Source organism: Streptomyces sp. R11, assembly GCF_041051905.1.
Classification (GTDB): domain Bacteria; phylum Actinomycetota; class Actinomycetes; order Streptomycetales; family Streptomycetaceae; genus Streptomyces.
Map to the genome: position 1 here is coordinate 3,284,360 of NZ_CP163432.1, position 24,387 is coordinate 3,308,746.

A 24,387-nucleotide genomic window follows, 5' to 3' on the forward strand; every position below is an offset into this window, starting at 1 on the left:
CGCGCTGCCGTGGCCGGCGGTGCGCCGGGTCCGGTCCGTCCTGCCCGTGCTGCCGGTCGTGGCGGTCGTCGTCCTGCTGGGGCTTCCCGTCACGCCGGGCAGGGCCGCGACGCCCGCCGACGCCGCCTCCGCACTGGCCGTGCTGTGTGCCGTCGTCCACGCCGTGCGGCAGGCACGGGCGCCGCTGACACGGACGGCCGCGGTGGTGTTCGGGCTGCCCGTGGTGGGCATCGCGGTCGCCGCGGCGGGGGCGGTGACCACCGGCGACGCGGTCGCCGGACTGGCGCGCTATCTGCAGGTGTTCGTACTGGTCCCGATCGCCGTGCTGCTGCTGGTGCGCGACCGGCAGGGCGCCCGGCTGGTGCTGTGGTCGCTGCTCGGCCTCGCGCTGTGGCAGGGCGGGATCGGCGTGCGCCAGTACCTCACCGGGACCGGGGCGTCGTATCAGGGAGCCGACATCCGGGCGGTGGGCACGTTCGGGCCGTCCGACGTGATGGGCATGGCGACCGTCGTGTCGCTCGGGATGGTGGCCGCGATCGGGCTCGCCCTCGGGACGAGGGCGCGGCGGCAGCAGGTCCTGGCAACCGCGTGCGCGCTCGCGCTGCTCCTGCCGCTCGCGCTGTCCTTCAGCCGGGGGGCCTGGATCGCGACCGCGCTGACCTGCGGGGCGCTGCTGTTGATGGCCGGGGTGCGGCGGGCGGCGCAGGTGTTCGCGGCGGTGGCCGCGGTCTGCGTGGTGCTGGTGGGCGGGTTCGGTCTGGGCGCCACGGCGTTGGAGGAGCGGCTGACCAGCATCACCCAGGTCGCCGACGCGCCGGACCAGTCGGTCGTCGACCGCTACACCATGTGGGCTGCGGCGGGCGACATGTGGAGCGGGCACCCGGTGACGGGCGTGGGGCTGAAGGCCTTTCCCGCACACCGGGACGGCCACGCCTCGCTCGCGCTGTCGTCCGGCAGCGAGACGGGGGGCGCGGGCCAGGCCTACCGGCGCCAGCCGCTGCTCTCCCCGCACAACATGTACCTGCTGATCCTCAGCGAACAGGGCCTGCTGGGCCTGCTCACGGTCGCGGGCAGCTGGCTGGCCCTGCTGCTGTACGCGCTGCGCCGCCTGCGCCGCACCGTTCGCGCCCGTGACTGCGCGCTCCCGGCCTGCGGCCTCCTGCTCTGGCAGCTCGTCAACTTCCTGTACTCCGACATCGGCGGCCCCGCGACCATCCTGACGGGGGTCTGCCTGGGCCTCGCGGCGTGGTGGGCCCTGGCACGGGACGGGGCGCCGACAGCCGAAGCGGGACCGCGATGACCGCCCACCCGGCGACTACCGGAGGCGCCCCCGACCGCGCGCCCGACGCCGAGGGCGCACTTGCGCCGGACGGCCGCGGCGGCGACCCCACCGACATCAGCGATCCCCCACCCGCGATGACCGCGCACGCCACCGACCCCGCGGTCGGCGCCGATGCGCCGGCCATTCCCGAGGGCCGCCGTGAAGCCCCGCCGGCCGGCCGGGTCAGTGCTCCCTCGGGGCGGTTTCTCGCCGGGGCGACCTTGTTGTCGGCCGGGTTGGCGATGGCCGCGGCGCTCCTGGGGCTCGGGCGGGATCAGGCGCTTGCGCATCTGTTCGGGGCCGGGGCGGAGACCGACGCGTTTCTGGTGGCCTGGACGTTGCCGGAGATGGCGTCGACGCTGCTGATCGAGGACGGCATGGCGTTCGTGCTGGTGCCGGCGTTCAGCATGGCGTTGGCGCGGCGGGCGCGCGGGAGCGCCGGGCCCGACCCCGTGCAGGCCCTGATCGCCGCCTCGTTGCCGCGGCTGTGCCTCGTCCTCGCCGGTACGGCCGCCGCGCTCGCGGCCGGGGCGCCGCTGCTGGTCTCCGTCCTCGCGCCCGGCCTGCCCGACCCGTCCCTGGCCGTGTCCTGCACCCGGCTGACCGCTACCTGCGTCCTGAGCTTCGGGCTCGCCGGGTACTGCAGTGCGGCGCTGCGGGCCCACCGCAACTACCTCGCGCCGGGCGCGATCTACATCGCGTACAACATCGCGATCATCACCACGATGCTCGTCATCGGCGAGAGCTGGGGCGTACGGTCCGCCGCGCTCGGTGTCGCGATCGGCGGGTGCCTCATGGCCGTCGTACAGGCACCGTCCCTGTGGCGGCGGATCGCCGGGCGCAACGAGCGGCCCGCGATCGCGTCCGGGGCCGGGTACGACGGGGACCGTGGCCGGTCGATCGTGCCGGCCCTCGTCTGTGCCGTCCTGCTCTTCGCGCTGTGCCGGCAGTCGCAGGTGCTCATCGAGCGGTACTTCGCCTCCGGGCTGCCCGCCGGTGCCATCTCGCACCTCAACTACGCCCAGAAGATCGCCCAGTTGCCGATGTCGCTGTCGATGATGGTGTGCGTCGTCACCTTCCCGGTGGTGGCGCGGGCCATCGCCGAGGGCGACACAAGGCGGGCCGCGGACCGGGTCGAGCGGGACCTGGCGCTGATGGCCTGCATCGTGCTGCTCGGCGCCGCCGTGGTCGTGGCCTGCGCGCCGCAGATCGTCCAACTGCTCTTCCAGCGCGGCGCGTTCACGGCGCAGGACACCGCGGCGACCGGCGCCGTCATGCGGGTGTACGCGGTCGGACTGCTCGGGCACACGCTGGTGGGGGCGCTGGTGCGGTCGTACTTCTCGACCGGCCGGATCACCTGGTTCCCGCTGGGCGCGATGGGCGCGGGCGCGCTCGCCACCGTCGTCCTCAGCGCCTGGGCCGTCAACCCGTGGGGTGCGCGCGGCATCGCCGCGGCCAACGCCGCCGGCATCACCCTCACCGCGCTGCTCCTGCTGCACGGGCTGGGGGCCCGCGCCGTGCCCGTGCACGTGCGACGGGTCGTCGCCGAACTGGCCCGGCTGGTGTACGCGGCCATGTCCGCAGGCGGGGCGGGACTGCTCTGCGCGGAGCTGTTCGACTCGCCCGCGGCGGCCGTCGCCGCCTGCTGCATGTGCGTGACCGTCGTGTTCCTGCTGCTGGCCCGGCTCCTCGACGCGGCCGGCGTCCGGCCCCTCCTGCTTCCCGTCACGCACTTCGTCCGTAGCTCCGTCACACGAAAGCCTCGCCATGGTCGCTGACATCTCCGCCGCGCCCCGCGCGGACGCACCCGACACCGAAACAGCCGTGGGGGGACGCCCGAGACGGCGGGCCGCCGCCTGGGTGGCCATGTACCACTCGGTCTCGGACTGCCCGGACGACCCGTACAACATCACCGTCACACCGGAGCGACTGGACAGACAGCTCGCCTGGCTGGCCGGCCGCGGCCTGCGCGGGGTGAGCGTGCGCGAGTTGCTCGCGGCGCGCGCCCGGGGCACGGAGCGCGGCCTGGTGGGGCTCACCTTCGACGACGGGTACACCGACTTCGTCACCACGGCCATGCCGTTGCTGCGCCGCCGGGGTTTCACCGCCACCGTGTTCGTGCTGTCCGGGCTGCTCGGCGGCGAGAACAGCTGGGAGCGCACCGGCCCGCGCAAGCCGCTGCTAGACGTGGACGACATCCGACGCGCCGCTGCCGCAGGCATGGAGGTCGCCTCGCACGGGCTGACCCACGTCGATCTGACCATGGCCACGGACGCGGTGCTGCACAGCGAGGTCAACGACAGCCGGCACCGGCTCGCCGCCGTCACCGGCGCCGACGTCGAGGGCTTCTGCTACCCGTACGGCTTCCTCGACCAGCGTGCCGCCGACGCCGTGCGCCGGGCCGGCTACCGCTACGCCTGCGCCATCGCCCCCGGCCCGGCCGGCTCCGGCGACTTCGCGCTGCCCCGCATCCACATGGGGCAGGCGGACACCTCGGTGCGGCTGGAGCTGAAGCGACGGCTGGCCCGGGTCCGCGGCCGCGCCCTGGAGGCCGTGTGAGGGCCCTGCACGTCATCACCGGCCTCGGCGTGGGCGGAGCGGAGCAGCAGCTGCGTCTGCTGCTGCGGCATCTCCCCGCGCAGTGCGACGTGGTGGCACTGACCAACCCCGGCCCGGTCGCCGCGGGTCTGGCCGCCGACGGGGTCCGCGTCACCCACCTCGGGATGGACGGCAACCGCGACCTCGGCGCGCTGCCGCGGCTCGCCCGGCTGATCCGCGCCGGCCGCTACGACCTGGTGCACACCCACCTGTACCGGGCCTGTCTCTACGGCCGGATCGCGGCGCGGCTCGCGGGAGTCGGGACCGTCGTGGCCACCGAGCACTCGATCGGCGACACCCGCCTGGAGGGCCGCCCGCTGACCGCCGGCGTCCGCGCGCTGTACCTGGCGGGCGAGCGCCTCGGCCACACCACCGTGGCCGTCTCGCCGACGGTGGCCGAACGGCTGCGGCACTGGGGCGTGCCCGGGCCGCGCATCCGGGTCATCCCGAACGGCATCGACGCGCCCCGGTTCCGCTACGACGAGGTGCGCCGCAAGGAGGCCCGGGCGTTCCACGGGCTGCCGCCGGACGCGTACGTCGTCGGCGGGGTGGGCCGCCTGACGCCGGGCAAGCGCTTCGACCTGCTCGTGCAGGCGCTGCCCCAACTGCCCCGGGACGTACGGCTGTTGCTGGTGGGCGGCGGCCCCGAGGAGGCGGCGCTGCTGCGTACCGCGCGGGCGCTGGGCGTCGTGGACCGGGTGGTGCTGGCGGGCGAGCGGCCGTATCTGCCCGGCCCCGGCGACGAAGCGCCCGGACTGGTCGCCCTGCTGTCCGCCATGGACGTGCTCGCCTCGCCGTCGCCGCAGGAGTCCTTCGGCCTGGCCGTGGTGGAGGCGCTGGCGGCCGGACTGCCCGTGCTGTACGCGAGCTGCCCCGCGGTCGAGGACCTGCCGCCGGACGCGGCACCCGGCGCCCGGCGGGTCCGGGGCGGCGCCGAGGCGTACGCGCGGGAACTGCTGCGGCTGCGGGCGGCGGGACCGGCCGAGCGGACCGTCCCGGACGTGGTCCACCACTACGACATCGAGCGCACCGCACGCCAACTGATGGATCTGTACACGGACGCTCTGTCCGGCTCGAACCTGGAAGTGAGTTCCTCATGACTGACAACCCCGAAGAGGGTGCCCGGCCGTTCGACCGCACGCGCGCACGCGTGACGCGGCTGTCCTCGTGGTGGTGGCTGCCGGCCGCCGCGCTGCTCGGTGCCGCGGCAGGTGGCGCGTACGGCCAGCTCAGGCCGCCGCAGTACACGGCCACGAGCTCCGTCGTCGCCGTGCCGAACGGCACCACCGAGGCCGACTGCACCGACGCGCTCGGCTTCGCCCAGGCGTACGGCCGGGTGGCCACCCAGCTCGCCGTGCTCTCGGACGCGCAGATGTGGGCGGGCGTGCCGGTCTCGACGCTGCGCGAGAACGTGGAGGTGGCGACCTCGCCGGACGCGCCGATGGTGGCGATCTCGGCGACCTCGTCGAAGCCCGGCCAGGCCGTCGACATCGCCAACGCCGTGTCCCGCGCGCTGATCACCGAGGCGGACCACACCAAGGCCCGCACCGGCATCCGGCTGGAGCGCCTCTCCCGTGCGCTGAAGCCCACCGATCCGTCCTCCGCGTCACCGGCGCTGACCTCGCTCGTGGGCGCGAGCGCCGGGGGCCTGCTGGGCGGCCTCGCGCTGCTGGCCCGGCCGCGGCGGACGCCCGACGGGGACGACGACGACCACAGCCGCGCCTCCGTACCCGGACCGGCCGGTGCCGCCGACGCTCGCGGGACCCTTGGATGACCGGGCACGGGCGCGCGCTGTCGGTGGACGTCTGCACCGACGAGCGCGCCTTCGGAGAGCTGGCCAAGGACTGGGAACGACTGCGCGGGGCATGTCCGTCCGCGACGGCGTTCCAGAGCCACGCCTGGCTGCACTCGTGGTGGCTGTCGTACGGCAGACCGGGCCGGCTGCGGGTCGTCCTGGTCCGCCGGCACGGTGAACTGGTGGCGGCGGCCCCGCTGATGCGGGTGCACCACCCGCTGCCGGCGCTGGTGCCGATCGGCGGCACCATCACCGACTTCTGCGATGTGCTCATCGACGAGGAGGAGGCCGCAGCGGGCGCCGGGGCACTGGCCGACGCCCTGGCCGGTCTGGCGCGCACCGCCCTGATCGACTTCGGTGAGGTGCGGCCGGGCGGTGCGATGGAGCGGGTCTACCTGTGCTGGCGCGGCCCGCGGCACCGGATGAGCGACTCGGTGTGCCTGGACCTGCCCGCCGTCCCCATGACCGACCTGATCGGGCGGCTGCCGACGGGGCGCGCCCGGCGGATCCGCAGCAAGGTGAACCAGTTCACCCGGCTCGGCATCGAATGGCGCGTAGCGCGCCACGACGAGACCGAGGCCGCGCTGCGCCGGCTCCTCGAACTGCACCGCAAGCAATGGCAGGGCAGACAGGTGACGTCGGAGCACCTGCGGCCGAGGTTCCTGGAGCACCTGGTCCGGGCGGCGGTTCCGATGGCCCGCTCAGGTGCGGCCGTGGCGACGGAGTTCCTGCTCGAAGGCACGGTCGTGGCGGTCAATCTGACGCTGCTTTCGAGCCGTCTGACGGGCATGTACATGTACGGCTTCGATCCGCTGCTGCGAGAGCGCAGGGTGGACGTGGCGACGATGCTGCTGCACGCGGCCACCCGGGACCTGGAGTCGGGAGGGCAGCTCGCGCCCGACTCCATGCCGAAACTGAGCCTGCTGCGCGGGGAGGAGGCGTACAAGTACCGCTGGTGTCCCGAGACGGTCGTCAACCAGCGGTTCCTGCTGGCCCGGCGCCGCACGGCCCCCCTGCTGGCGGCGGCCGTGGCCGAGGCGGCGACGCGGCGCCGGGCCAAGCGGCTCCTGCGGCGCGACGCCGCTCCGGCGGAGGCGGGTGGCGCCGCGGCCGGTTGAGGCGCGGGGCGGCTCGTGCCGGTCAGCTTCCGTACAGCGCCTCGATCTCGGCCGCGTACGCCGTCGTCACCGCGTGCCGTTTGACCTTCAGGGACGGGGTGAGCATGCCGTTGTCCTCGTTGAACTCGCCCTCGATCAGGGCGAAGGCGCGAATCGACTCGGCGCGGGAGACGGCCTCGTTGGCGTAGTCGACGGCCTTTTGGACGTCGGCGCGCATCCGGGGGTCCTGGACGACCTCGGACATCGGGGTGTCGGCGGGCATCTTGCGTACGGCGAGCCAGTGGCTCACCGCGTCCGGGTCGAGGGTGATCAGGGCGCCGATGAAGGGGCGGTTGTCGCCGACGACGAGGCACTGGCCGATCGGCGCGCGGCTGCGCAGGCGGTCCTCCAGGACGGCCGGGGAGACGTTCTTGCCGCCGGAGGTGACGAGGATGTCCTTCTTGCGGCCGGTGATCTTGAGGTAGCCGTCCTCGTCGAGGGCGCCGAGGTCACCGGTGGCGAACCAGTCGTCCTGGAGTACGGCGTCGGTGGCGGCCGGGTTGTTCCAGTACGAGCCGAAGACGATGCCGCCCCTGATGAGCACCTCGCCGTCGTCGGCGATGCGGACGGCGGTGCCGGGGACGGGCTGCCCGACCGTGCCGGGGCGGGGCCTCAGGGGCGGGACGATGGTGGCGGCGGCGGTCGTCTCCGTCAGGCCGTAGCCCTCGTAGACGAGGATTCCGGTGGCGTAGAAGAACAGGTTGAGGTTGCGGTCGAGGGGGGAGCCGCCGCTGATGGCGTAGCGCATGCGGCCGCCGAGTTCCTTGCGGACCCGGCGGTAGACCAGGAGGTCGTACAGGGCCCAGGCGGCGTAGAGGCCGAGGCCGGGGCCCTTGCCCGTGCCGAGGAACTTGTGCAGGTAAGCCTCGCCGAAGCGGACGGCGGTGCGGTCGGCGCGGTCGAAGGAGGCGGCGCGGCCCATCTTCTCCGCCGTGGCGCGACCGGTGTCGTGGATCTTCTCGAAGAGGTACGGGACGCCTACGAGGAAGGTGGGGCGGAACTGCCTGAGTGCCGGGCGGAGTTCGTCGGGCTTGATGCTCGGGCAGTGGCCGATCTCGATGCGGGCCATCAGGCAGGCGATCTGGAGGGTGCGGCCGAGGATGTGGGCGAGGGGCAGGAAGAGGAGGGTCGAGGCGGTCTGGCGGGTGACCTCCTTGAAGATGGGGTGCAGCAGTTCGACCGTGTTGGCGGCTTCCGCGTGCAGGTTGGCGTGCGTGAGGACGCAGCCCTTCGGTTTGCCTGTGGTGCCGGACGTGTAGCAGACGGTGGCGATGCTGTCCGGGGTCAGGGCCGTGCGGCGCTTGGTGACCTCCTCGTCGGGGACGTCGCGGCCGAGCGTGATGAGGTCGGCGAGGCCGTCCGCGTCCAACTCCCAGGTGTGCGGGGGGTGGGGGTGGGCGGCCGTGCCTGTGGTCACCGTGGTGGTGTTCTCGGCGGTCTCCGTGACGATGTGGCGGACGCCGGAGTCGCGGACGATCCACTCCACCTGCTCGGCGGAGGAGGTGGCGTAGATGGGGACGGTGTGCGCGCCGGCGGCCCAGATGGCGAAGTCCAGGACGGTCCACTCGTAGCGGGTGCGGGACATCACGGCTACGCGGTCGGCCTGTTCCACGCCTGCGGCTATCAGGCCCTTGGCGACGGCGGTGACTTCGCGGGCGAAGGCGGTGGCGGTTACGGGGTGCCAGGTGCCGTCGGGCTGGGGGCGGCGGAGGACTGTCGCGTCGGGGTCCTCGGTTGCGTTGGTGAAAGGGACGTCGGCGATGCTGCCGGATTGCGCCTGCGGCGCGAGGGGCGGCGTGCTCGCCTCGCGGACCACGCCCTCGGCGTCCTTGACGACCTCGACCCTGGTGCGGTCCATCAGGTCGGTGCGCTGTTTCGCCCGCTTCAGGTCCTTGCGTACGCCCATGTCGGCTCCCGGTGCCAGGTGGACTTACTGGGGGGTCAACTTACTCGTGCGTAACGGAAGGTCAATGCCTTCGGCGGCCTGTTGCTGCGTGGTGGGTCGGGGCGGCGCCGCGCGGGGCGCGCCACCGCCAGGGCCACTGCGCGGCGCCGGTCCGGGTAATCCAGCCCGTCCGGCGTTTGAGGACGAGGCCGTTCAGGCCGGTGGGGGTCCAGGGGGCGGAGCCCCCTGGCGGGGGCGAGGAACCCTGAGCCGGGTCAGTCGGTGGGGGTCAGGTTGGTGGCCTGGTGGATGGCTGTCGCGAGGTGGCGGACCGCCGAGTCCTCCGTCGTGGTGGCCAACTCGTCGGCCCGATCGGCCAGTTCGGGCAGACGGGTGGCGCCGGGCAAAGAGGGCCGGTCGTCGCCCAGGCGGAGGGCGTCGGCGAAGTAGGCCGCCGTGGCCGTGACCTGGAAGCGGGGGCTCGCGTTCCAGACGGAGTCCTCCAGGGAACCGGTCTCCAGTTGGCCGGACTCCTCGTGTGGGGCACGGGACTTCGGGTCGAGCCAGCGCACGCTCGCCGTGGCGAGGTGCCCCTGCGTACCGGGCTCGGTGCGCACCGCGTAGAGGGCGGTGACCGTGTGCCCCGGACCGATCTCGCCGCCGTCGACGCTGTCGTCACGGAAGTCCTCGTCGGCGACCTGGCGGTTGTCGTAGCCGACGAGCCGGAACTCCCGCACCGTCTCGGGGTCGAAGGCGACCTGGGCCTTGGCGTCCCGGGCGGTGAGGTCGATGTTCCGCGGGAGTTGGCGGCTGAAGACCTCGTGGGCGTCGTCCTCGTCCGAGACGTACACCGTGTGGCCGTCGCCCTTGTCGGCGAGGCGTTCCATCAGGGCGTCGCCGTAGTCGCTGCCGACGCCGACACCGAAGAGGGTGATGCCGTGCTCGCGGCGCTCGGTGGAGATGCGTTCGAGGATGGTGTCCGCGTCGGTGTCGCCCGTGTTGGCCAGGGCGTCGGAGACGAGGACCACACGGTTGGTGGCGCCCTTGCGGAGGCCTTCGACGGCCGTTTCGTAGCCGGTCTCCATACCCGCGCCCAGGTTGGTGGAGTCCGTCGGTTCGAGGGTGTCGATGGCTTCGTGGATCTCGGCGCGGTTGTCGTTGACGCGGGTCATCGGCAGTACCGTCTCGGCCTCGTCGCTGAAGGTGACGATGGCCACCGAGTCGTCGTCGCGCAGCCGGTTCGTCATGACGCCGAGGGAGTCCTTGGCGAGGTCCAGGCGGCCCGGTTCGGCCATGGAACCGGAGATGTCGATGACGAAGGTGAGGGCGGCGGGCGGGCGTTCGCCGGGGTCGGAGGCGGGGCGGGTGGCCAGGCCCACGCGGACCAGGGACCAGTCCTCGCGGTCGGTGCGGGCACCGTCGACGGTGACCGAGAAGCCGTTGCCGTCGGGGCGGTCGTAGTCCTGGCGGAAGCTGTTGACGAACTCCTCGGGGCGGACCGTCGACGGGTCGGGCAGCCGGCCCTCGGCGAGGGTGCGGCGGGCGTAGCCGTAGGAGGCGGTGTCGACGTCGAGGGCGAAGGTGGACAGGAGGTCGGGCTCGGGCGCGAAGTCGCGGGAGGTGTCGCCCTGGTCGCCGTCGTGCCGGTCGTCCCCGTTGTATTCGGGGGCGGGGAAGGCGCCCCGGCTGTCGCCGCCTCCCTTGTTGGCGTCGTCCGCCGAGTAACCCCCGCTGTCGCTCCCGCCGCATCCGGTGAGCAGCAGGGCGCCCGCCGTGGTGAGCGCGAGCAGGGTGACGTTCAGCCTGCGTGTTCGGTACCGCTTCATCGTCCGTGCCCCCTTGGTCCGTTGACGTCGACTTCTGCGACTGTGACGGGCCAAGGGGCCGGAACGTGCGCTACGGAGCGTTGCGGATGAGTCTCGAAGAGGGCACGGGGACGGCCCGTCGAGACCGGTGGGTGATCTTCCGGTGACCTACGACACCACGTCCTTGCGGGCGAAACCGCGGAAGGCCAGGGCGAACAGGATGAGGGCGTACGTTACGGAAATCGCGGTGCCCTGGATCATGCCGGACCACTCGGGGCGGGGCTGGACGGCGTCCGCCCAGGCGAACTGCCAGTGCGCGGGCAGGAAGTGGCGCCAGTCGCCGAGGGCGGTCACGGCGTCGAGGACGTTGCCGACGATGGTCAGGCCGACCGCGCCGCCGACCGCGCCGAGCGGGGCGTCCGTCTTGGTCGACAGCCAGAACGCCAGGCCCGCCGTCACCAGTTGGGACACGAAGATGTACGCCACCACCACCAGCAGGCGCTGCGCCGCCGTGGCCGTGTCCAGCGAGCCGCCGGTCGGGATCTGCAGCGGGCCCCAGCCGTACGCCGCCGTGCCGACGGCCAGTGCGACCAGGGGCAGCAGCACCATCGCGGCCAGGCTCAGGCCGAGGGCGACCACGAGCTTGGACCACAGGAGGCGGGCCCGGGGCACGGGGGCCGCGAGGAGGTAGCGCAGGGAGGACCAGCTGGCCTCGGAGGCCACCGTGTCCCCGCAGAACAGCGCGACGGGGATGACCAGCAGGAAGCCCGCGGAGACGAACAGGTTCACGGCGGCGAAGTTGGCGCCGGACGCCGTGGCCGTGTCCATCAGGGTGATGCGGTTGCCGCCGCCGTCCGGTTCGCCGCCGATCGCGAACGCGGCCACCAGCACGAACGGCAGCACGGCCAGGATGCCGAACATCACCAGCGTGCGGCGGCGCTTGAGCTGGCGGACCAGTTCGACCCGGAGGGGCAGCGTACGGCCCGCCCGGTAGCCGGAGGCGACCTCGGTGCGCTCGGTGAGCGTGCTCATGCGGAGCCTCCGATCAGGGTGAGGAAGGCGTCTTCCAGACGGCGGTGCGGGCCCACCGACTGGACGGGCACCTCGAGTCGGACCAGTTCGGTGACCAGGCGCTGTGCGCTGCCGTCCGCGTCGAGCCGGACCAGGATCCCGTCGTCGGTGCGCACGGCCGAGGCGACGCCCGCGAGGGCGGCGACCTTCTCGACGACCGGCTCCTCCACGGCCGTGGCAGTGCCGACGAGGAGCGTGTCGCCCGAGCCGATGATCTCGGCGACCGGGCCCGCCTGTACGAGGCGGCCGCGGTCCATCACCACGAGGTGGGTGCAGGACTGTTCGACCTCCGCCAGCAGGTGGCTGGAGACGATCACCGTGCGGCCCGCGGCCGCGTAGCGGATCATCACCTGGCGCATCTCGCGGATCTGGGGCGGGTCGAGGCCGTTGGTCGGTTCGTCGAGGATCAGCAGGTCCGGGAGGCCGAGCATGGCCTGGGCGATGGCCAGACGCTGGCGCATGCCCTGGGAGTACGTGCGCACCGCGCGGGCCAGCGCGTCGCCGAGGCCGGCGATCTCCAGGGCCTCGTCGAGGTGGGCATCCTCGGCCGGGCGGCCGGTGGCCTGCCAGTACAGCTCCAGGTTCTCCCGGCCCGACAGGTGCGGCAGGAAGCCCGCGCCCTCGACGAAGGCGCCGACCCTGGACAGGACGGGCGCGCCGGGACGGATGGCGTGGCCGAAGACGCGGGTCTCGCCGGCGTCCGGCTTGATCAGGCCCATCAGCATGCGCAGTGTCGTCGTCTTGCCGGCGCCGTTCGGGCCGAGGAGGCCGAGGACCTGGCCCTTCTCGACGCGGAAGGACAGGTCCCGTACCGCGAAACGGTCCTGCGAGCCCGCGTACCGCTTGCTCAAGTCGGTGATCTGGAGCGGGACTTCGGCCAGCTCCGGGTCGGGCGCGGGGGTGGCGGTGCGGCGGCGGGCCGTCAGCAGCAGGGCCAGGGCGACGCCGGCGCCCGCGAGCGGCAGCCACCACACCCAGGACGGCAGCGGGGCGGCGGCGGTGCTCACGCCGGGGGCGGTCGGGACCGACAGGTCGCCCTTCAGGGAGACCGTGTACGTCGCCGGGGAGGCCGGGGAGGCGTAGCCGAGGTCCGTGGAGGACAGGACCAGGCGCAGGCTGTGGCCCTTCTCGATGTCGTGGTCGATGGCGGGGAGCGTGACCGTCACGTCCTTGCCGGCCTTGGCGCCTTCGACGCGCAGGGGCGTGACCAGCTGGGACGGCAGCACCTGCTGGGTGCCGTCGGGGCCGACGTCGTAGACCTTGCCGAAGAGCACCGCGTCCTCGCTGGTCGACCTGACGTGGACGGTCGCCGTCGGGGAGCCGGTGATGTGCAGGTTGTCGGCGACCGGCGCCGACTCGAACGCGGCGAACTGGCCAGGGAAGTCCAGCGACACCCCGACGCCGAGCGAGGACAGCTGGGCGAGGCCGCCGGAGCCGCCGAGGCCGGGCAGGGCGGAGACGGCGGGCGGGTTGGCGCCGGCCGGGTTGGCGAAGCTCTGCTCGCGGCCGGTGAGGGCGATGGACTTCCGCCCGCTCTCCAGGCCGGGGTAGGAGTCGGCACTCGCGCCCCGCAACAGGGCCTGACCGTCGGTGGAGTCGACACCTCCGGTGCGAGTGACGCGGAAGGCCGGGCCGGTGTCGGCGCTCTTGTCGTCCTTGAGGTAGCGGTCGAACCAGGACTGCACGCGCCCCTGGATACGGCTCGTCTCCATGTCGCCGCCGTCATGGCCGCCGGAGATCCAGTCGACGTCGACGGGGGCGCCGTTGGCGCGGATCGCCTTCGCCGCCCGGTCGGCCTGGCCGAGCGTGAAGAGGGAGTCGGACTGGCCCTGCATGAGCAGGGTCGGCACGTCGATGCGGTCGCCGACCGCGGACGGTGAGCGCTCCTCCAGCATGGTGCGGGCCGGTGCGTCCGGGGTGCCGGACTCGGCGACCCGTTCGTACATCTCGCAGATCTGCGTCTCGAACTTGTCGCAGCCGCCCGCCGTGTTGACGAAGATGCCCGCCCAGAGCTTCTTGAAGACGCCGTTCGGGAACAGGGCGTCCGCGAGGTTCCAGTACGTGATCGCCGGGGCGATGGCGTCCACCCGGTCGTCGTGGCCGGCGGCCAGCAGCGAGATGGCGCCGCCGTAGGAGGCGCCGGCCATGCCCACACGCGGGTCGCCGGCCTTGTCGAGCTCGACCTGGGGCTGCTTCGCCAGCCAGTCGAGCAGTCGGGAGACGTCGGCGACCTCGCCCTTCGGGTCGTTCAGGCCGACCTTGCCGGTCGACTTCCCGAAGCCGCGGGCCGACCACGTCAGGACCGCGTATCCGTCCCGGGCGAGGTCCTCGGCCTGCTGCCGTACGTCGTCCTTGCTGCCGCCGAAGCCGTGCGCGAGGAGGACGGCCGGGCGGCGGCCGCCGGACCCCGCCGTGAAGTACGAGGTGTCGATGCGCACCCCGTCGCCCATGTCCATGACCCGGACGGTGCTGCGCACCGGCGGCACGTCGTCGTCGGCGACGGCCGTCCATGTACCGGCGCCGGCGAGGACGACGACGGAGGCCGCGACGGCGATCCACCGTCGCGGCCTCCGCACGCGCCCACGCAGTCCGGGCAGTCGAAGATCCATGCTTCAACGGTACGGGGTGAACCTGTCGGCAAGTTATCGACCGAGGGCTGAATCGCGGGACCTTCCCTGGAGGTACGGCGGGGATTTTGTCTACCGCGTTCGTGGTACGACGGCGCCTTCCCCGCGCCCCTTCAGGTCTGTTGGTCTTCCGGAATTGTCACGAGCCACCGTGTCTCCCTGCGGGGGCGCAGGTACAGCGCCCAGTACAGGGTGGCCACCGCCGTGATGCCGCCCGTCCAGAGCAGGTGACTCGTCTCCTGCTGGCTGAGGATGTACACGAGAACCACGATCAACAGCACCGGCATCGCCGGCCACAGCGGCATCCGCCATGCCGGTGTGTGCTTGTGCGGGGTGCGGCGGGCCGCCAGCGCGGCGACCGCGACGAGGAGGTACATGCCGGTCACCGAGACGCCCGTCACGCCGTACAGGGTGTCGAGGTTGACGAAACACAGCGCGGCGCCTGGCACTCCGACGGCGAGGGTGGCGACCCACGGGGAGCCGAAGCGGCCGAGCCTCGCGAGGACGTTGTTGACCGGCTCGGGCCAGGCCTTGTCGCGGGCGGAGGCGAACAGCACGCGGGAGTTCTGGATGACCATGACGATGCCCGCGTTGATGATCGCCAGGGCCACGCAGAGGCTGACGAAGGTGCCGACCGCGGAGTTGGACCAGGCGGTGACCATGGTGCCGATGTCGCCGCCGGTCAGTTCCCCGATGTCCGAGGCGCCCAGGGTGATGGCGGCGACCGGGACCAGGATGATCACGGCGGAGATGGCGAGGGTGGCCAGCACCGTGCGGGCGACGTTGCGGCGCGGGTTCTCCAGCTCCTCGGAGAGGTAGACGGCGGTCGAGAAGCCCTGGGTGACGAAGAGGGCGATCGCGAGCCCGGAGACGACCAGCAGGCCCGTCACGGTGTCCGTACGGCCGTCCGCGCCGGCCACCTCCATCGAGACCAGGCTCGCGGGGCCGCGCTCGGCGTGGGCGAAGCCCAGCACCGCCACCACGGCGGCGGCGATGACCTCCAGGACCAGGAAGACGCCGGTGATCCAGGCGTTGGCACGCAGGTCGAGCAGCCCGGCGAGGGTGGCGAGCAGCATGACGCCGGCGCCGGCCATCGACGGGTCGAGGTCGACGATCGGGGCGAGGTAGTCGGCCGTGCCCATCGCGATCACCGGCGGGACGACCATGACGACCAGCAGCGACAGCACGAAGACCAGCCAGCCCGCCAGCCGTCCGGCCAGCGTGGACACCATCGCGTACTCGCCGCCCGCGCTGGGGATGAGGGTGCCCAGCTCCGAGTAGCAGAACGCCACGGCGATGCAGAGCAGGGAGCCGATGGCGATCGTCAGGGCGGTGGCGGTGCCGAGCGAGCCGAACAGGTCGGGGACGACCACGAAGAGGGTGGACGCCGGGGTCACGCAGGAGAGCGTGAGGAGCGTGCCGCCGACGACGCCGATGGAGCGCTTGAGCTTCTTGGGGCTGTGGGACGCCTCGACGACGGCGCCCTCGACAGGGGTGAGGGTGTCGGTCACGAGGGGGATGCAACATCGACGGAAACCATCGCGTCAATGGGTGTTCACCTACGGAATCCGTGGCCGCGTGACGCCATTTCACGCGTTAACGTTGCGCAAGGCCGTGCACAGCGCGACTTCCGGGCGTGCGGGAATCGCAGCGCGGGTCCGCAAAAAAATGGGGCCGTCCGCGATGCGGACGGCCCCGAAGACAGGCGTCGGTGGTTGCGCTCGGCGTCAGTGGTTGCGCGGGAACCCGAGGTCGACGCCGGAGGGGGCGTCGGCCGGGTCGGGCCAGCGGGTGGTGACGACCTTGCCGCGGGTGTAGAAGTGCGTGCCGTCGTTGCCGTAGATGTGGTGGTCGCCGAAGAGCGAGTCCTTCCAGCCGCCGAAGCTGTGGTAGCCGACGGGGACCGGGATCGGGACGTTCACGCCGACCATGCCGGCCTCGATCTCCAGCTGGAAGCGGCGGGCGGCGCCGCCGTCCCGGGTGAAGATCGCGGTGCCGTTGCCGAAGGGCGAGGCGTTGATCAGCGCCACGCCGTCCTCGTACGTCTCGGCGCGCAGCACGCACAGGACGGGGCCGAAGATCTCGTCCTGGTACGCCTTCGCGGTGGTCGGCACCTTGTCGAGCAGGGAGATGCCGATCCAGTGGCCGTCCTCGAAGCCGTCGACGGTGTAGCCGGTGCCGTCGAGCACGACCTCGCAGCCCTCGGCCGCCGCGCCCTCGACGTAGGACGCCACCTTGTCGCGGTGCACGGCCGTGATCAGCGGGCCCATCTCGGAGGCCGGGTCGTTGCCGGGGCCGATCTTGATCTTCTCGGCGCGCTCGCGGATCTTCTCGACCAGCTCGTCGCCGATGGAGCCGACGGCGACGACGGCGGAGATGGCCATGCAGCGCTCGCCCGCGGAGCCGTAGGCGGCGCTCACGGCCGCGTCGGCGGCCGCGTCGAGGTCGGCGTCCGGGAGGACCAGCATGTGGTTCTTGGCGCCGCCGAGGGCCTGGACGCGCTTGTGGTTGGCGGCGGCGGTGGTGTGGATGTAGCGGGCGATCGGGGTCGAGCCGACGAAGGACACGGCCTTGACGTCCGGGTGCTCCAGAAGGCGGTCGACGGCCACCTTGTCGCCGTGCACGACGTTGAAGACGCCGTCCGGCAGACCCGCCTCGGCCAGCAGCTCGGCGATCTTGATCGACGCCGACGGGTCCTTCTCGGACGGCTTCAGCACGAAGGTGTTGCCGCACGCGATGGCCATCGGGAACATCCACATCGGGACCATCGCCGGGAAGTTGAACGGCGTGATGCCGGCGACGACACCGAGCGGCTGGCGGATCGACGAGACGTCCACGCGGCTGGCGACCTGCGTCGACAGCTCGCCCTTCAGCTGCACGTTGATGCCGCACGCGAGGTCGACGATCTCCAGGCCGCGCGCCACCTCACCGAGGGCGTCGGAGTGCACCTTGCCGTGCTCGGCGGTGATCAGCTCGGCGATCGCGTCGCGGTTGGCGTCCAGCAGGGCGCGGAACTTGAACAGGATCGAGGTGCGCTGCGCCAGCGACGACTGGCCCCAGGTCTCGTAGGCCTCCTTGGCGGCCGCGACCGCGGCGTCCACCTCATCGACCGAGGCGAACGCGACCTTCGTGGTGACCGCGCCGGTCGCCGGGTCGGTGACCGGCCCGAACGTGCCCGACGCGCCTTCGGCGGTCTTGCCGCCGATCCAGTGGTTGACGATCTTCGTCATGCCCAGTAACTCCTTCACAGATGGCGGCGTCGGGTCGAGACGTGCCGTTCGTACAGCTCCCGTGCCTTGACCGCCGACGGTCGGGTCGCGGTCTCGGCCACAGGAACATCCCACCAGGCATGCGCGGGCGGCGCGCCCGACACAGTGTCTGCCGTTTCGGTCTCGACGTAGACACATGTGGGAGTGTCCGCCGCGCGGGCCTCGGCGAGCGCCTCGCGCAGGTCACGTACGGTCTTCGCGCGCAGCACCCGCATGCCCAGGCCGGCCACGTTGGCGGCCAGGTCGACGGGGAGCAGGGCGCCCGTGAAGGTGCCGTCGGCCGCGCGGTGGCGGTACGCGGTGCCGAAGCGCTCGGCACCCGTCTCCTGCGACAGGCCGCCGATGGACGCGTACCCGTGGTTCTGCACCAGCAACACCTTGATCGCGACGCCCTCCTGCACGGCGGTCACGATCTCCGTCGGCATCATCAGATAGGTGCCGTCGCCGACCAGCGCCCAGACATTGCGCTCGGGCGCGGCCATCTTCACGCCGATCGCGGCCGGGATCTCGTAGCCCATGCAGGAGTAGCCGTACTCCACGTGGTACTGGTCCCGGGAGCGGGCCCGCCACAGTTTGTGCAGGTCGCCGGGGAGGGAACCGGCCGCGTTGATGATCACGTCCGACTCGTCGACGATCGCGTCCAGCGCGCCCAGGACCTGCGGCTGCGTCGGGCGTACGTCCGGCTCGTCGGCCTCGTAGCAGGCGTCGACCCGCTGCTCCCAGCGTTCCTTGTCCTCGGTGTACTCGGTGGCGTAGGAGTCGGCTACCCGGTGGTCGTGCATCTCCAGCCTCTCCGTCAGCTCCTCCAGGCCGGTGCGGGCGTCGGCGATCAGCGGCATGCCGGCGAGCTTGTGGCCGTCGTAGGGCGCGACGTTGAGGTTGAGGAAGCGCACGCCCTCGCCGGTGAAGAGGGTGCCGGAGGCGGTGGTGAAGTCGGTGTAGCGGGTGCCGACGCCGATCACCAGGTCCGCGGTGCGGGCGAGTTCGTCGGCGGTGGCGGTGCCGGTGTGGCCGATTCCACCGACGTCCTGGGGGTGGTCGTGGCGCAGGGAGCCCTTGCCGGCCTGCGTGGAGGCGACCGGGATGCGGGTGACCTCCGCGAACTCTGCGAGGGCCTCCTCCGCACGGCTGTGGTGGACGCCGCCGCCGGCGATGACGAGCGGACGCCGGGCGTCACGGATCATCCGTACGGCCTCGGCGAGTTCGGTGGGGTCGGCGCCCGGACGCCGTACGGCCCAGACGCGCTCGGCGAAGAACTCGTCCGGCCAGTCGTACGCCTCGGCCTGGACGTCCTGGGGCAGTGCGAGGGTGACCGCGCCCGTCTCGACCGGGTCCGTGAGCACCCGCATGGCATTCAGGGCCGACGGGATCAGGGCCTCCGGCCTGGTGATCCGGTCGAAGTACTTCGACACCGGGCGCAGACAGTCGTTCACCGACATGTCGCCCGCGTACGGCACTTCGAGCTGCTGGAGGACCGGATCGGCGGGGCGGGTGGCGAAGATGTCGCCGGGGAGGAGCAGGACCGGGAGGTGGTTGATGGTCGCGAGGGCGGCGCCGGTGACGAGGTTGGTCGCGCCGGGGCCGATGGACGTGGTCACGGCGTGTGTGGAGAGGCGGTTCGACTGACGGGCGTAACCGACCGCCGCGTGCACCATCGCCTGTTCGTTGCGGCCCTGGCGGTACGGCATGACCTCGCCGTACTCGACGAGCGCCTGGCCGATCCCGGCGACGTTGCCGTGGCCGAAGATGCCCCAGGTGGCGCCGATCAGGCGCTGCCGTACGCCGTCACGCTCGGTGTACTGGGCGGACAGGAAGCGGACGAGCGCCTGTGCGACCGTGAGCCTCGTCGTTGAGGTCATCGGTAACCCCCTGTGCCTTCTACGTGGTCCGGATGGAAGCAGATCCGCCCCTCCTGTACGGCTCCGCCGCCCCCTGTGACTCGACGGCCTGCACCGCACCTCAGGTGATCAACGCCGTTGGGAAGCCGTCTCCTTTGGCCGTCAGGCCGAGTTCGCGCCTCCGGGGCTCGGCGCCGGACGCACACGGCACGCCACAGCCGGTGGCGACCGCGCTGCGGGCCCGAAGCTCTGCCATAGGTCGGGTGACGTAGGGCATGTCGTGGCCGCAAAGGCTCTTCGACGGAAACCTCCGGCGCGGGGCCGTAGCGGGCGGGGAGTCTTCGCTCGCACTTCGCTCCTGCCAAAGCAAAGCGGCCACCCGCGCCGGAGGCGATCTGTGCCCGGGCGTCACGGGGCACGTAGGCGAAGTCGGTGACTTCACTGAATACGCTGTCCCGGCCCAGGAATTGGTACTTCTCGTTCTCGATGTCCACGGTGCATCCGCCGTTCAGCGGAAGCACGATCCATTCACCGTCCCCGGTGGTGAACATGTGCGTGCCACATGGCTCCAACTCGACGATCGGCAGGCTGCCGTGGGTCCACCCGGCCCGTTTGGGGCCGACGTCGAGCACGTGGTTCGCGTCGGCGGTGGTGCCCGTCGGGACGTACAGCCCGTTGCCCGTCCCGGCATGCGGCCCGTTGCCCGTCCCGGCATGCGGCCCGTTGCCCGTCCCGGTGTGCGGCCCGTTGCCCGTCCCGGTGTGCGGCTCGTGGTTCGTCATAAGGCCCTCACAGCAGTCCTACGGCCGTGTCGACGGCGCCTGCCACGTCCCCGTCCGCCGGGTAGAGCAGCGACCGTCCGACCACCAGACCGCGCACGGTGGGCAGTTGGAGTGCGCCGCGCCACTTCTCGTACGCCCCGTCCTGGTCGTCGCCGACCTCGCCGCCGAGCAGAACGGCCGGCAGCGTGGAGGTCTGCATGACCTCGGCCATGTCGTCGGGGTTCTCGGTGACCGGGAGCTTCAGCCAGGTGTAGGCGGAGGTGCCGCCGAGACCCGAGGCGATGGCGATGGACTTGGTGACGGCCTCGGCGGACAGGTCGTTGGCGACCTTGCCCTCGGGGGTGCGGTGACTGATGAACGGTTCGACGAAGACCGGGAGTTGACGCGCCGCCATCTCGTCGACGGCGCGGGCGGTGGACTCCAGGGTGGTGAGGGAACCCGGGTCGTCGTAGTCGATCCGCAGGAGCAGCTTGCCGGCGTCGAAGCCGAGGCGCCGGAGGTCCTCGGGGCGGTGGCCGGTGAAGCGGTCGTCAAGTTCGAAACTCGCGCCCTGCAGGCCGCCGCGGTTCATGGACCCCATGACGACCTTGCCGTCGAGGGCGCCGAGCAGCAGCAGGTCGTCCAGGATGTCGGCGGTCGCGAGGACGCCGTCGACGCCGGGGCGGCCGAGCGCAAGGCACAGGCGTTCCAGCAGGTCGGCGCGGTTGGCCATGGCGAGTCTGCGGTCGCCGACACCGAGGGCGCCACGGGCCGGGTGGTCGGCGGCGACGATCATCAGCCGGCCGGAGTCGCCGAGCAGCGGGCGGCGGGCGCGACGAGCGGCCGCCTCGGCGATCGCCTCGGGGCGCTGGGTGCGCAGGCGGACGAGTTCCCCGATGTCTACGGTCACTTGACGGCCCCCGCGGCGATCGCGGCCTCGATCTCGTCCGGCGTCGGCATCGCGGAGGAGCACTCCAGACGGGAGGCCACGATGGCGCCGGCCGCGTTGGCGTGCCGCATGATCTTCTCCAGGTCCCAGCCTTCGAGCAGGCCGTGGCAGAGCGAACCGCCGAAGGCGTCACCGGCGCCGAGCCCGTTGAGCACGTTCACGGGCAGCGGCGGCACCTCGGCCTGGTCGCCCTTGCTGTTGACGGCGAGGACGCCCTTGGGGCCCTGCTTGACGACAGCGACCTCGACACCGGCGTCCAGCAGCGCGCGGGCCGCGGCATGCGGTTCACGCACGCCGGTCGCGACCTCCACCTCGTCGAGATTGCCGACGGCGACGGTGGTGTGTTTCAGGGCCTCGGCGTAGAAGGGGCGGGCCGCTTCGGGGTCGCTCCAGAACATGGGGCGCCAGTCGAGGTCGAAGACCGTCGTACCGGACTTGGCGCGATGGGCGAGCGCCGCCAGCGTCGCCGTACGGCTGGGCTCCTCGCTCAGGCCGGTGCCGGTGACCCAGAAGATACGGGCGTCGCGGATGGCGTCGAGGTCCAGCTCGTGGGCGTCGATCTCCAGGTCCGGGGCCTTGGGCTGCCGGTAGAAGTACAGCGGGAAGTCGTCCGGCGGGAAGATCTCGCAGAAGGTGACCGGAGTGGGCAGGCCGGGGACCGGGGCGACCCAGCGGTCGTCGACGCCGAAGCCTTGGAGGGCCTCGTGGAGGTAGGTGCCGAAGGGGTCGTCGCCGGTGCGGGTGATCACCGCGGTACGGCGTCCCAGGCGGGCCGCGGCGACCGCGACGTTGCTCGCCGAGCCGCCGAGGAACTTGCCGAAGGACGTGACCTGCGGCAGCGGGACGCCGGTCTGCAGGGGGTATAGGTCCACTCCGATCCGCCCCATGGTGATCAAGTCGTAGGCCATCGGCTTCCCTCGGTCTCCCTTGTGGCGGCGCTTCCGTCAGCGTTGCGCTTCGGCTCTCTTCGGCTTTCTAGCCTGCCCGGCGAGGGCTGTCAATATTTTGTCCGGACATTCGAACCAGGCCCTCCGGGGAGAGGCGGGGCGCCTGGGCCCTGTCGTTTGGATCATCTCGGCGTCGCGGGTCAACACAGCCCCGCGCCCCTTGGGGGGTGCGGCAGGCGTTGGCTGTCAATGCGCCGCGCCCTGTACGACTCTGGTGCCTTTGCAGCACTCGTGTCACAAAGGCACCTTCCGTGTCACACATGTCGCATGTACGCAGGCCTTGCGTCACACCCGGTGCACAGGCACTGTCCCCTTCTCACGGTGCGTCGTTGACGGGGCACAGGCTTTGTGATCGCCAGCGCAGCGCACGGTCCCCCCGACGACCGCCCCCGGTCGCCGCCGCGGCGCGCGCAGGGAGGTGCAACCGATGACCGACCGAAGGCTCTGGTCCTACAAGGAGATCGCGGCTCACATCAAGGTGCAGCCGGACACCGTACGGTCCTACCGCAAGCACGGCTTGCTGCCGCCGCCCGACCATGTGGAGGGCGGCAAGCCCTTCTGGTACGCCGACACCGTCCGGGCCTGGGTCGCGTCCCGCCCGGGCAACCGCGGGCGCAGATCGGATTGACCTCCCGGAAAATCGGCTGTGCCCCCACCGGCCTGTGGGGCACAGTCGCCCCATGAGTCTCTCCGTCAAACCCACCCTGACCGGCGACAGAACCGTGCTCCGCCCGTTCACCGAGGCTGACGCCGACGGCATGTGGGAGATCATCGGCGACCCGGAGGTCCAACGCTTCACCGGGGATTCGCCCGGCGAGCTCACCCCTCGACGACTGCGCTCCTGGTACGGCACCCGCTCCGACCAGCCGGACCGCCTCGACCTCGCCGTCATCGACCGCGCCACCGGCGAACTCGTCGGTGAGGTCGTGCTGTACGAGTGGGATCCCGACGCCCGCAGCTGCACCTTCCGCACCCTGATCGGACCGCGCGGCCGGGGCCGGGGCCTGGGCACCGAGGCCACCCGGCTCATGGTCGGCCACGGCTTCGAGCAACTCGGGCTGCACCGGATCCAGTTGGAGGCGTATGCCTACAACCTCCGCGCCCTGCACGTCTACGAGAAGGTCGGATTCGCGGTCAAGGGGATCCGCCGGGAGATCGAGCTGCGGGACGGCGAATGGGTCGACGAGGTGCTGATGGCCCTCCTCGACCACGAGTGGGCCGCGCTCAACTCCACGGCTCGATGACCGTCACTCCCGCCCCCGGCGCCGTCCCGAGCGCCGTCAGTGCCGACGGCACCGCGTCCAGCGTGATCGTCGACGTCACCAGCAGATCCGGCCGCAACGCACCCGCCCGCACCAGCTCCAGCATCGGCGGATAGGTGTGCGCGGCCATGCCGTGGCTGCCCAGCAGTTCGAGTTCGAGGGCGATCGCGCGGGCCATGGGGACCGGGGTCGTGCCGGACTCCGAGGGCAGCAGGCCCACCTGGATGTGCCGGCCCCGGCGGCGCAGGCTGTTGACGGAGGCGGCGCAGGTGGTGGGTGAGCCGAGGGCGTCCAGGGAGAGGTGGACCCCGCCGCCGGTCAGGGAGTGGATCGCGGCCGCCGTGTCCGGTGTGCTCAACGCGTCCACGCACTCCGCCGCCCCGAACTTCCGCGCCAGGTCCAGGGCCTGCGGGGACACGTCCACCGCCACGACCCTCGCGCCCGACGCCGCCGCGATCATCACCGCCGACAGGCCGACCCCGCCGCAGCCGTGCACGGCGACCCACTCCCCCGCGGCCACCCGGCCCTGCTGCACGACCGCCCGGAACGCCGTGGCGAACCGGCAGCCCAGCGAGGCCGCCGTCGCGAACGACATCTCCTCGGGTACGGCGACGAGGTTGACGTCGGCGTGGTCCAGCGCCACGTACTGGGCGAAGGAGCCCCAGTGGGTGAAGCCGGGCTGAGTCTGGCGCTCGCAGACCTGCTGGTCGCCGGCTGCACACGCCGCACAGCTGCCGCAGGCGCACACGAAGGGCACGGTGACCCGGTCGCCGGGGCGCCAGGCGGTCACCCGGTCACCCACCGCCTCGACCACGCCGGCGAGTTCATGGCCCGGCACATGCGGCAGCCGGATGTCGGGGTCGTGGCCCTGCCAGCCGTGCCAGTCACTGCGGCACAGTCCCGTCGCCTCGACCCGCACGGTCACTCCGTGGGGGGCCGGGTGCGGGTCGGGCACCTCGCGCACCTCGGCCGCTTCGCCGTACCGCTCGAACACCACTGCCCGCATGCCGGTCTCCTTTCGGCCGCGCCCCTTGCACGGAGATCATCAGGAACGCTAGACGCTCCACCGGGTTTGCGGTACGACACCCGCGCCCCCTCGCAG

Annotated in this window: 18 protein-coding genes and 1 pseudogene; 8 read left to right on the top strand and 11 right to left on the bottom strand. The window is 72.2% G+C overall.

The genetic code is table 11. The annotated features are described in order from the left end of the window. The first annotated feature begins 4 nt into the window (after positions 1-4). The 6 genes from AB5J55_RS14935 to AB5J55_RS14960 are packed head-to-tail and all read left to right on the top strand — an operon-like array spanning position 5 to position 6,832. Positions 5-1,300, top strand: coding sequence for an O-antigen ligase family protein (locus AB5J55_RS14935; RefSeq protein ID WP_369276187.1), 1,296 nt, complete (start codon positions 5-7; stop codon positions 1,298-1,300). Then, positions 1,297-3,099 (top strand): lipid II flippase MurJ, encoded by a 1,803-nt coding sequence (locus AB5J55_RS14940; protein ID WP_369271152.1) that lies wholly within the window; start codon positions 1,297-1,299, stop codon positions 3,097-3,099. The genes AB5J55_RS14935 and AB5J55_RS14940 overlap by 4 nt, the downstream gene beginning before the upstream one ends. Beyond that, entirely contained in the window at positions 3,089-3,880 is a 792-nt protein-coding gene (locus AB5J55_RS14945) for a polysaccharide deacetylase family protein (protein ID WP_369271153.1), read from the top strand. The genes AB5J55_RS14940 and AB5J55_RS14945 overlap by 11 nt, the downstream gene beginning before the upstream one ends. Beyond that, positions 3,877-5,019 (top strand): glycosyltransferase, encoded by a 1,143-nt coding sequence (locus tag AB5J55_RS14950; RefSeq protein WP_369271154.1) that lies wholly within the window; start codon positions 3,877-3,879, stop codon positions 5,017-5,019. The genes AB5J55_RS14945 and AB5J55_RS14950 overlap by 4 nt, the downstream gene beginning before the upstream one ends. Further along, a complete protein-coding gene (locus AB5J55_RS14955; RefSeq protein WP_369271155.1) occupies positions 5,016-5,693 on the top strand; it encodes a lipopolysaccharide biosynthesis protein in 678 nt (225 codons plus the stop codon). The genes AB5J55_RS14950 and AB5J55_RS14955 overlap by 4 nt, the downstream gene beginning before the upstream one ends. Then, positions 5,690-6,832: a GNAT family N-acetyltransferase gene (locus tag AB5J55_RS14960; protein ID WP_369271156.1), complete on the top strand. Its 1,143-nt coding sequence runs from the start codon at positions 5,690-5,692 to the stop codon at positions 6,830-6,832. The genes AB5J55_RS14955 and AB5J55_RS14960 overlap by 4 nt, the downstream gene beginning before the upstream one ends. Before the next feature lie 22 nt (positions 6,833-6,854). On the opposite strand, the gene AB5J55_RS14965 is transcribed toward AB5J55_RS14960, so the two are convergent. The 10 genes and pseudogenes from AB5J55_RS14965 to iolC all read right to left on the bottom strand — a co-directional run bounded on the left by AB5J55_RS14965 (position 6,855) and on the right by iolC (position 21,984). Beyond that, positions 6,855-8,777: a long-chain fatty acid--CoA ligase gene (locus tag AB5J55_RS14965; RefSeq protein ID WP_369271157.1), complete on the bottom strand. Its 1,923-nt coding sequence runs from the start codon at positions 8,775-8,777 to the stop codon at positions 6,855-6,857. A 254-nt stretch (positions 8,778-9,031) separates the two neighbouring features. Then, positions 9,032-10,582 carry a von Willebrand factor type A domain-containing protein gene (locus AB5J55_RS14970; protein ID WP_369271158.1) on the bottom strand — a complete coding sequence of 517 codons (1,551 nt, stop codon included), beginning with the start codon at positions 10,580-10,582 and terminating at the stop codon, positions 9,032-9,034. A 147-nt stretch (positions 10,583-10,729) separates the two neighbouring features. After that, positions 10,730-11,593 carry an ABC transporter permease gene (locus AB5J55_RS14975; protein WP_369271159.1) on the bottom strand — a complete coding sequence of 288 codons (864 nt, stop codon included), beginning with the start codon at positions 11,591-11,593 and terminating at the stop codon, positions 10,730-10,732. Beyond that, positions 11,590-14,241, bottom strand: coding sequence for a CocE/NonD family hydrolase (locus AB5J55_RS14980; protein WP_369271160.1), 2,652 nt, complete (start codon positions 14,239-14,241; stop codon positions 11,590-11,592). Before AB5J55_RS14980 ends, AB5J55_RS14975 begins: the two co-directional genes overlap by 4 nt. Positions 14,242-14,372: 131 nt before the next feature. Further along, the gene (locus AB5J55_RS14985; protein ID WP_369271161.1) at positions 14,373-15,770 is read right to left on the bottom strand and encodes an APC family permease; all 1,398 of its coding nucleotides are present in this window, start codon (positions 15,768-15,770) and stop codon (positions 14,373-14,375) included. A gap of 216 nt (positions 15,771-15,986) precedes the next feature. Continuing rightward, on the bottom strand, positions 15,987-17,489 hold the full coding sequence (mmsA, locus tag AB5J55_RS14990; RefSeq protein WP_369271162.1) for a CoA-acylating methylmalonate-semialdehyde dehydrogenase: 1,503 nt from the start codon (positions 17,487-17,489) through the stop codon (positions 15,987-15,989). 14 nt (positions 17,490-17,503) lie between these two features. Continuing rightward, entirely contained in the window at positions 17,504-19,387 is a 1,884-nt protein-coding gene (gene iolD / locus AB5J55_RS14995) for a 3D-(3,5/4)-trihydroxycyclohexane-1,2-dione acylhydrolase (decyclizing) (RefSeq protein WP_369271163.1), read from the bottom strand. A gap of 272 nt (positions 19,388-19,659) precedes the next feature. Then, positions 19,660-20,037 (bottom strand): annotated as a pseudogene (locus tag AB5J55_RS15000) (5-deoxy-glucuronate isomerase); the annotation flags it as partial. Positions 20,038-20,155: 118 nt separating this feature from the next. Then, complete coding sequence (locus AB5J55_RS15005) at positions 20,156-21,037, bottom strand: deoxyribose-phosphate aldolase (RefSeq protein WP_369271164.1); 882 nt, start codon at positions 21,035-21,037, stop codon at positions 20,156-20,158. Beyond that, positions 21,034-21,984: a 5-dehydro-2-deoxygluconokinase gene (iolC, locus tag AB5J55_RS15010; RefSeq protein ID WP_369271165.1), complete on the bottom strand. Its 951-nt coding sequence runs from the start codon at positions 21,982-21,984 to the stop codon at positions 21,034-21,036. The genes AB5J55_RS15005 and iolC overlap by 4 nt, the downstream gene beginning before the upstream one ends. A gap of 466 nt (positions 21,985-22,450) precedes the next feature. On the opposite strand from iolC, the gene AB5J55_RS15015 reads away from it, so the two are divergent. Both AB5J55_RS15015 and AB5J55_RS15020 read left to right on the top strand, forming a co-directional pair. Next, on the top strand, positions 22,451-22,651 hold the full coding sequence (locus tag AB5J55_RS15015; protein ID WP_302000589.1) for an AlpA family transcriptional regulator: 201 nt from the start codon (positions 22,451-22,453) through the stop codon (positions 22,649-22,651). 52 nt (positions 22,652-22,703) lie between these two features. After that, positions 22,704-23,267 carry a GNAT family N-acetyltransferase gene (locus AB5J55_RS15020; protein ID WP_369271166.1) on the top strand — a complete coding sequence of 188 codons (564 nt, stop codon included), beginning with the start codon at positions 22,704-22,706 and terminating at the stop codon, positions 23,265-23,267. On the opposite strand, the gene AB5J55_RS15025 is transcribed toward AB5J55_RS15020, so the two are convergent. After that, a complete protein-coding gene (locus AB5J55_RS15025) occupies positions 23,248-24,291 on the bottom strand; it encodes a zinc-dependent alcohol dehydrogenase family protein (RefSeq protein WP_369271167.1) in 1,044 nt (347 codons plus the stop codon). The two genes, AB5J55_RS15020 and AB5J55_RS15025, sit on opposite strands and share 20 nt — an antisense overlap. Between the last annotated feature and the right edge of the window lie 96 nt (positions 24,292-24,387).